Source organism: Acidithiobacillus sp. TH-A35 (assembly GCF_057473505.1).
This window is the reverse complement of record NZ_JBYCKR010000225.1, coordinates 1-6,914: the sequence shown is the minus strand read 5'-3', so window position 1 is coordinate 6,914 and position 6,914 is coordinate 1. Positions and strand designations below refer to the sequence as shown.

Annotated in this window: 6 protein-coding genes; all 6 read right to left on the bottom strand. The window is 57.9% G+C overall.

The genetic code is table 11. The features are described from left to right. Positions 1–712, bottom strand: a 712-nt coding sequence (locus AC2VNK_RS07625) for a PspA/IM30 family protein (RefSeq protein WP_486883361.1), incomplete at its 3' end; no start/stop codon positions are given. 39 nt (positions 713–751) lie between these two features. After that, positions 752–1,576 (bottom strand): heavy metal-binding domain-containing protein, encoded by an 825-nt coding sequence (locus tag AC2VNK_RS07620; RefSeq protein ID WP_291524488.1) that lies wholly within the window; start codon positions 1,574–1,576, stop codon positions 752–754. Further along, a complete protein-coding gene (locus AC2VNK_RS07615) occupies positions 1,573–2,550 on the bottom strand; it encodes a heavy metal-binding domain-containing protein (protein WP_486883360.1) in 978 nt (325 codons plus the stop codon). The genes AC2VNK_RS07620 and AC2VNK_RS07615 overlap by 4 nt, the downstream gene beginning before the upstream one ends. A 15-nt stretch (positions 2,551–2,565) precedes the next feature. Further along, positions 2,566–2,946: a hypothetical protein gene (locus AC2VNK_RS07610; RefSeq protein ID WP_291524492.1), complete on the bottom strand. Its 381-nt coding sequence runs from the start codon at positions 2,944–2,946 to the stop codon at positions 2,566–2,568. A 126-nt stretch (positions 2,947–3,072) separates the two neighbouring features. Further along, entirely contained in the window at positions 3,073–4,914 is a 1,842-nt protein-coding gene (locus AC2VNK_RS07605) for an ABC transporter ATP-binding protein (protein WP_486883359.1), read from the bottom strand. 58 nt (positions 4,915–4,972) lie between these two features. Continuing rightward, positions 4,973–6,914, bottom strand: a 1,942-nt coding sequence (locus tag AC2VNK_RS07600; protein WP_486883358.1) for a copper-translocating P-type ATPase, incomplete at its 5' end; no start/stop codon positions are given.

Below are 6,914 nucleotides of genomic sequence, written 5' to 3'. Positions count from 1 at the left end.
CCGATGTGCCTTTATCCTTCGCCATTTCCGCTTTGAGCTTGGCGAGATCATCATCCACACCACTCGTAGCGCGCACGTTATCCAGCTCTTTCTCGATCTGACTACGGCTATCCAAAGGATCATTTAGCGCACCAGATTCCATCAGCCCATCCATGGCCGCTGCCTTGGCCTCCATGTTCTGAGTACGACCCTGAGCGCGGCGCATGGCATCACCGGCGTCATCCATGCCTTTGCCAATACCGGTGAGCGACTCGCTGACTTTGACTTCCGCCTGCGCCGCGGTCATCTCACTCTTGGTCACTTCCTTCTGGGTTCTGAACTGCTCGATATGGTCCCGCAGCTTATTCTCGTAATCGGTCAGCTTCTGCGCCTGGGCGGCGACGGTATCATGCGCTTCCTTGAGGGAAGCGATCTTCTGCAATTCGGACTGCTTCTGGGCCAATTCAGCGCGCGCCAGATCTTCCCGGTTGGCGCCCAGCGCCATACGGGCATCGGCGTCGGCTTTATCGGACGCTTTCTGCGCCTGCGCCATCTGGTTTTCCAGAGAGACCCGTTCGGTCACCACATCGGCAAGATGTCTTTTGGTATCCTGCAAATTCGTAACCATCTTCTCATAGGAAAGATCCAGGGCTTCTGCAGGGTCCTCCGCATTATCGAGAAAATGATTCACCTTGCCTTCCAGTATTTCTGCGGCACGTTTAAAGATCGACATCAGATCACTCCTTAGGACAGCATCGTGCTGTTCACTGCATCAATCATTCACCGGGATCACCAGTTGCGGACTCAGACCATCGACCAGTGCATCCGCATTCTCCATGGCCTTCACTGCCGTGCCCACCGCAAAAAACTCAATGACATGCGGCTTCCAGTTGTGACTACCTTCATGCAGTTGCACGCCGGTAATGCCATCAGCCTGGGCCTCCTGGGCCTCATGCTGCATACGCTCCATGGCCAGCTCACGCGCGTCATACATAGCCTGGGTAAATTGCTCCATTTCGGTATTGCGCCCCACATTGCCCAGAGATTTCAAAAGGCCCTGATGGGCGACATGATACACACAGGAGCCCATCACCATTTCCATCGGCCGATAGCCCGCCTGTAGTAACATCCAGAAATCCTGCCCGCTGAGATCGCTGGTGAACGGTTTACCCCCCACCCCCTTAAATCCGGAGGCGCCGCTACGGTGCGCGATAGCCGTACCAATCGCCATAAATTCGAGAATCTCCTGATCCCATTCCATGCGTTTGACTTCCAGGCGCACACCGACAATACCATCCGCCTGTAGCAAGGTAGCCTCCTGTTCCATGCGACTCATGGCCAGTTCGCGGGCCTGGTACATCGCCTGGGACAGCACATCCATCTCCATGTTCTGATTCCAGTTACCATACTGAATACCCATGTGGTAAATGCAGGAACCCACCACCAGCCCTAAAGGCTCAAAATTGGCCTTACGGACCATAACGAATTCATTGACGGAAAGATCGGAGGTAAATATGCCTTCGTGACTGCCCTGCGAACGCAAGCCTTTCAGACGTTCGATGGCATGAGGAGCCAGTTGTTCAGCGGTATCAGTCATATAAGATCCTTTCGTGTCATGGTGGCACTTTTCAATGGATGGTCAAGGAGTGAAATCATCGGAATCAACTCGTGCTGGGGGACATTTTGCGGCAAATAACTGATGGCCGTGCCAATACTGATGTGTCGGCAAAGAAAGCGTTCTGGGTTGTCCTGATCTCCGGCGACATGGAACATCTGGGTAGTGCTGGTATGGGCCAGTACCGCAGCCGCCATACGCCGTCCATCTTCACGTAAATCGTAGAGAGCACGACGGCGGACATTTTCCTGGAATGCCGACAGGTCGGTGATTTCCATATTCCAGTAGCGTGCCGCAAAGGGAGAAGACTGAGCGGCCTGCGCAGCTACGGTACCCATCCACGGGCTGTACCAGTCAAAATTGGCACCTATAGCAATACCCACAGGCACCACCCCGTCTTCCAGCAGCCGTACAAACTCCAGTGCCGACACCGTCGCCACGACCGGCTCCGCGGACGGTGGCAGACCGCGAATGCGGATGGCCGTGCCGGTAACGCCATAATCCATATCTTCGTGCTCACCATGATGCACCTTCATCCGCACATCGACGATGGCATTCGCACCCACGGCCAGCGCCTCCAGGCGCATGCGCTCTACCGCCGTGTGCCAGCCATCATAGTGCCCCTGGGTCCAGGAATAACCAAAATGGTACCAGCAGTTGCCGGTCACCATACCAATGGGCTGCACACCGTGGCTGCGCTGTAGCAGCAACTCGGACGCCTTCGCCGTACTGATCCAGGGCAATCGCCCCTGGCTGGTCTGAAACATGCGGCTTTGAACGAAAGAAGGGAGGCGGTGTTGGCGCAGCGCCAGTTCCCATTCGGAGTAACGCTGCATTTCTTCGGGGGTTTGTGAGCGAATGCCTTTGCTGGCACTCTGACCGATATTTTCTGCGGCACGCTGGGCATCATGTGCGACTTCCTCGATGCCGTGTTTGATCTTGTCCCAAATGGACATAAACCCTCCTTCAGATTACCCCATAAGAAAGTCGTGCAAGGTATTGCTGGCGCCCTGCATTTCGCCGGAGAGATCAGCCAGATCCGCGACTAAACTTTCCAGCCAGACGGATAACGATAAATCTTCGTGTTTGAGCACTACGCCGCGCACGGTTTTCGCGCGCACGGTGCTGATATGGGCGCCCTCTTTTTTGAGGATATAGTCGTTATTATTGGTGTGGATAATAATTGACTCAATGTGGCTGGTTTTCGCAAAGAATCCGTCCTTCTTGCGCTCTACCTCCACAAAACCCGGCACGTCACCCTCAAGACGCGTCGCCAACCCTTCCACAAAAGCCTTCATGTCTGTTTGTGCCCGCCTGATCCAGGCCATATTTTGCTCAAAATCCGTACTCATACAGGGCCTCCCTCCCTAGATTCCCACCAATACACCCGATATGCGGTACCCCACTCATGTTTATAAAAAACGCGCTGCTCATTTGAAATGAGACTCTTCGTCTCAACTTTAGTTCGCCAAGCCCGATCACGCACGAACTTTTTGGAGTTCCGGCATATCTTCCACTCCCTCATGCAAGCGCTGCAATTGCGCGAACTGACGATAAATCGGACAAGAATCCAAAAGCTCCCGGTGATTCCCCACAGCGACCAGCCTTCCCTTATCCAGCACCGCAATACGTGACGCATGAATAACCGTCGCCAACCGATGTGCCGCAACGAGGGTGGTGCGCTGAGCGGTAAGATTGCCCAGCGCCTCCTGAATAATGCGTTCGTTCTCTGCATCCAGGGCACTGGTGGCCTCATCCAGGATCAGTACGCGTGGATTACGCAGAATGGCCCGGGCAATGGCAATACGCTGACGTTGCCCGCCCGACAAAGTAACGCCCTTCTCCCCCACATGGGTCTGCAGCCGCCCCTTCAGACGATCAGAAAATTCATCCACCCGCGCCGCACACACCGCCTCCAGAAGGTCAGCCTCGCTCGCGTCCGGACGGGCCATCATGATGTTTTCCGCAATACTCATGGAGAAAATCACCGGATGCTGAGGCACCACCGCCAGTTGTTGCCGCAACGAATGGAGCGGCAAGGTGTTAATATCGACCCCGTCCAGCAAAATGTGGCCCCGACTCGGCTGATAATGGCGCAACAACAGGGAAAATAACGTACTTTTACCAGCACCAGAGGCACCCACAAAGGCCATCGTTTCTCCCTCGGCAATGTCGAAAGAGATATTTGCAATCGCGTGGCAATCGCTACGTGACGGATAACTGAAAGATACATCATCCAGACGCAGGCGGGCGGGCCTTACCCGCTGCGCCAGCAGTCCGTCGTTCACATGAGGTGGCGCTGCATCCTGTATGGAGGAGACAGGTGCACTTGCCTCCGGCGTCTCATCCAGCAGGGCCAACAGCCGCTCCGTCGCCCCGGCTAAACGCGCCATGCTGCCCCACAGTTCGCCGAGGGCGGCGAGAGAAGTCGCTGCCATCAGGGCGTAGAGCAGAAAAGCCGCCAGCACCCCGATCCCCACTTCGTGGCGCAACACGGCCAACCCACCCCAATAGAGCATCACACTGAGCGCCAGGAATACGAGCCCGCCGGTCAAAAAGGTGGACCACAATTGCACCATCACCCGGGACCAGACTTGCCCCAGTAACAACCGGATATCGCGCCGATAATGTTCCTCCGTCTGCGGCTCCAGGGTCAACGCCTGAATCACCCGGATACCATTGACCGACTCTTCCGTATGCGCGCTCAGATCAGCTAGGTAGTCCTGCTCGTTGCGGCTGTAGCGACGTTGCAGGCGGCCGGATTTCAGGTTGATGAGCACCAGCAGAGGTAAGGCGACCAAGCCGGGGATGATCAGTTGCGGCAGGGTGGCGGCCATCAGCGTCAGCGCCCCGATCAGGGTAATGCCACTTTGCAGGCTGCGCCCCAGTACCCCGGTCAAGCCAAAACGCAGGATGGTCACATCGCTGCTGAGCCGGGAAATGACCTCTCCGGTGCGAAAAACCTCATAAAAAACAGCAGGCAAATGCAAGGCATGACTGAACACCATAGTACGGAGGTCCGCCACCACACCTTGTCCGATCCAGGTGGCCAGGGCATCGCGCAGGGCGCGCATGGCGACAGTGAACAGTCCCAATCCCAGCAGGGCGGCACTGATCCACAGCAGCGCCGGGTAGCTGTGAAATCCCTTATCAAGAATCCAGCGCGCGCCCTGCGGCAGCACCAGCGCACTGGCGGCGCTCAGCAACAGGGCCAGTGCATAGAACAGCAGATACACACGACGGGTCAGCAAAAACGGCTTGAGCTTCCACAGCATACAGACATTTCTGTTGACCGGGCGTTGCCACGGATTTTGCGCCACATATCACCTGACAATACACGGAGAATGCCTCAGCATACTCCATTCACCCGCCTGGCGCTCAGGGTGCTGCCGCCCAGGGCTGTAAACGTTTCAGCCGCAGACTGTTGCTGAGTAAAAAAATCGAAGACAGTCCCATGGCCACGCCTGCAAGCATCGGGTTGAGCTGAATTCCGAAGGGAATAGCCACACCGGCAGCAACAGGTATCAGCAGAATGTTATAAAAAAAAGCCCAGAACAGATTACCGCGAATGGTCCGCATGCTTTGGCGTGCCGCCTGAATCGCGGTAATGACCCCCCCCAGATCTCCATGGGTAAGCGTGATATCCGCCGCCTCCATCGCGATGTCCGTACCTGAGGCGAGGGCCATGCCCACATCCGCCTGCGCCAGCGCCGGCGAATCGTTGATGCCCTCCCCGACAAAAACCACTTTACGGCCCTTTCCCTGTAGTTGACGCACGATCTCCGCCTTATCCTGCGGCAATACCTGCGCATAGATCTCGTCAATCCCCAACTGGCCGCCGATCACCCGGGCCGCAGCCTCCGCATCGCCCGTCACCATCGCCACCCTTAAACCCAACGCCCTGAGCGCCCGGACCACCTGGGCAGATTCCGGCCGGACCACATCGCTGATCCCCAGCAGTCCCAGCAGGCGGCCATCCCTGGCTACATAGACGATGGTCCTGCCGGTCTGCTGCAAATCGCCCGCAGAAGACTCCGGCATAATGATCCCGTGTTCACGCATCCAGGCTAACGTACCTGCAAGCACGATCTCCCCATCCACCCTGCCCTGCACACCCTTCCCCGGGGATGCCATAAAATCACGCACTGCCGGGAGATCCAGATGACGCTCGCCCGCAGCCACCAGTACCGCGTGTGCCAGGGGGTGCTCGGAAGCACTCTCCACGGCAGCAGCCATCTGCAATAAATACCCGGGATCCGTCGCCTCAATCTGCGTCACCGCCGGACGCCCATAGGTCAGGGTCCCGGTCTTATCCAGGCAAACCGTATCCACCGCTGCCAGAGACTCCAGTGCCTCCCCCTTGCGAAAAAGCACCCCCAGTTCCGCGGCGCGTCCGGTACCGACCATCACCGCCGCCGGGGTCGCCAACCCCATCGCACAGGGGCAGGCCACCACCAGCACCGCCACCGCCGAGAGCATGGCGAGGGTGATCGCGGGCGGCGGCCCGAACAGCAGCCAGAAGACAAAGCTCAGCAGAGCGATAAGGATCACCAGCGGTGTAAAAATTCGCACCACCCGATCCGCCAGGCCTTGAATCGGTAACTTGCCCGTTTGCGCCTGCTCCACCAGCCGGATGATCTGCGCCAGCACCGTATCCCGGCCCACCGAGGTCGCCCTGATCAGCAGACGCCCCTCGCGGTTCACCGTGCCGCCCACCACCGGATCACCCTGCTTTTTATGCTCTGGCAGCGGTTCGCCGGTGAGCATAGCTGTGTCCACGTGGGAGTCGCCATCCACGACCACGCCATCCACGGGCAAACGCTCCCCCGGTCTGACCACCACCTGATCGCCCAGAACAACGGCGCCGATCGCCACCTGCAACTCCTCGCCGTCGCGCAACACATGGGCCTCCTTTGCCTGCAGACCCAGCAACTGCTTGATCGCTGCGGAAGTCCTTCCCTTCGCCAGTTCTTCCAGATATTTACCGAAGAGAACCGCCGCAATCACCACTGCCGCGGAGTCAAAATAGACATGCCGGGCACTGGTGGGGAACCAGTCTGGCGCCACGAGGACCAGCATGCTATACAGCCAAGCCGCTCCAGTTCCCGTGGCTACCAAGGAATTCATATCCGGCGACAGATGGCGATAGGCGAGAAAACCCGGCCGGAAAAATCGCCGACCAGGACCCGCCAGCACGATCGTCGCCAATCCCGCCTGCACCCAGGCCCAAAACTGCGGAAAAAGCTCCAGGCGGCCCAGCAGACGATCCAGTGCCGGAACCAGCGCCATGCCCATGGAGAGCAGCAGAATGGGGAGAGCC